At 33.4% G+C, this 1,727-nt stretch carries 2 protein-coding genes; one reads left to right on the top strand and one right to left on the bottom strand.

All coding sequences use genetic code 11. The features are described from left to right. Positions 1 to 75 precede the first annotated feature (75 nt). On the top strand, positions 76 to 1,203 hold the full coding sequence (gene ytvI / locus OWO01_RS15840) for a sporulation integral membrane protein YtvI (RefSeq protein WP_268781444.1): 1,128 nt from the start codon (positions 76 to 78) through the stop codon (positions 1,201 to 1,203). Between the two features lie 10 nt (positions 1,204 to 1,213). Here the strand turns inward: ytvI and OWO01_RS15835 are convergent, their stop codons facing one another. Next, positions 1,214 to 1,606: an FxsA family protein gene (locus OWO01_RS15835; RefSeq protein ID WP_268781443.1), complete on the bottom strand. Its 393-nt coding sequence runs from the start codon at positions 1,604 to 1,606 to the stop codon at positions 1,214 to 1,216. Between the last annotated feature and the right edge of the window lie 121 nt (positions 1,607 to 1,727).

Genomic DNA, 1,727 nt, shown 5'->3' with positions numbered 1-1,727 from the left:
CACAATTATTTATAAAAATTAGTCATAGTTATGTCTAATTTACAGTTTGTCCGAATACATAAATAAGGTAGGGAGGTGATCATTACGCAAAATAGATTGGGAAAGCAAATGTTTCGTTTCTTCTTGCTAATCGTGGTTAGCTGTTTGATCTTGTTCAGTTTCTATTACATTTTCACTTATTTGTATCCGTTTGTTATTGCACTTCTATTTGCATGGTTATTAAATCCTATTATCTCATTATGCACAAATAAACTCCATTTATCTCGCACAATTGCTACTTGTCTCGCTCTATTAACATTCTTTCTGTTGTTAACTTTGCTCATTAGTATAAGCATGGTAGAAACGGTTCAAGCTATTCATTATTTAAATACATATGTACCAGGGTACTTCAGAGAATTATTTGAGTTATTAAATAATTGGATCGATACGGCTCTTATGCCTTTTTATGAACGGATTTCCGGAATGTTTGACCGCTTGCGATTAGATCAACAAACAACGATTATTGAACAAATTCATCATTTATTGAACCGCTTAGCAGAATTCGGTAGTGGGCTTTTAGAAGTTTTTTTTATTAAATTAACAAATATTTTATTAGCTATACCAAATATGTTATCTGTTATTATTTTTATTCTATTAGGAACTTTCTTCTTTAGTAAAGACTGGAACGAATTGCAACACAAGTATGTCAAAATATTCCCTCAAAAAGGACGAGAAGGTCTCTCTAGTCTATATTTACAATTGAAAAAGACATTCTTTCGCTATGTGAAAGCACAATTAATTTTATCTGGATTCTCTTTGATCACATTGGCATTTGGATTATTTATTATACGGGTTGAACATCCGTTTATTTTGGCACTTTTAATTAGCTTGGTAGACTTAATTCCACTTTTGGGGACAGGTCTATGTTTTGTTCCATGGCTGATTTATTTATTTTTGAGCGGAAATTATGCACTAACGATTCAATTGGCGATCTTGTACGGAGTTATTATTATCCAACGTCAAATAATGGAACCGAAAATTATGGCTGAACAAATGGGGGTGCATCCGTTAGTAGTATTAATGATTGCTTTTGGCTCTTTTCAAATTTTCGGTATATTCGGGGTACTCCTCACTCCAGGGTTTGTCATTGTCTTACAAGCAATACAAGCTACAGATCTACCCCGTCAACTATGGCATTACATTGTAACCGGAGAGTATAACTAATCTTAGGTTATTATCGACGATAAATGGTTACCGAACCTTTATTAATCATTTGTTGAACAATTGCTTTTAACCATACCTTTAGCGGATTCCTAGTTACAGGAAGCAATAATAAAAAACCAAAAATATCAGTAATAAAACCAGGAGTCAGAAGCACAATTGCGCCAATTAAAATACAGATACCATCAAATATTTCTTCAGCGGGGAGTTGTCCTGTATTCATATTTGTTTGCGCGCGCCTTAATGTTTCTGTACCTTGTTGTTTTGCTAATGTAGCACCAAAAAGTCCTGTCAGTATAATTAATCCTATTACCGAAAGACCACCAATTTTTCCTCCTGCCCAAATAAACACACCGATTTCTAGTGCAGGTACAATCAAGATCAGTAAAAATAGCCAGCGAAACATAATATCACTCTCTCTATCAATTAGAATTAGTTAATTGCTGATAGTAAAAAAAGAAGGGAAGATCCCCTTCTTTTTTATTATATCAGATTTTATTAGAAAATTCTCCATTGTGCTGCATAAG

The sequence above is a fragment of the Natronobacillus azotifigens genome, from assembly GCF_026805325.1.
Lineage (GTDB): Bacteria > Bacillota > Bacilli > Bacillales > Amphibacillaceae > Natronobacillus > Natronobacillus azotifigens.
The sequence above is the reverse complement of the archived record's forward strand: the minus strand, read 5'-3'. Positions and strand labels throughout refer to the sequence as shown.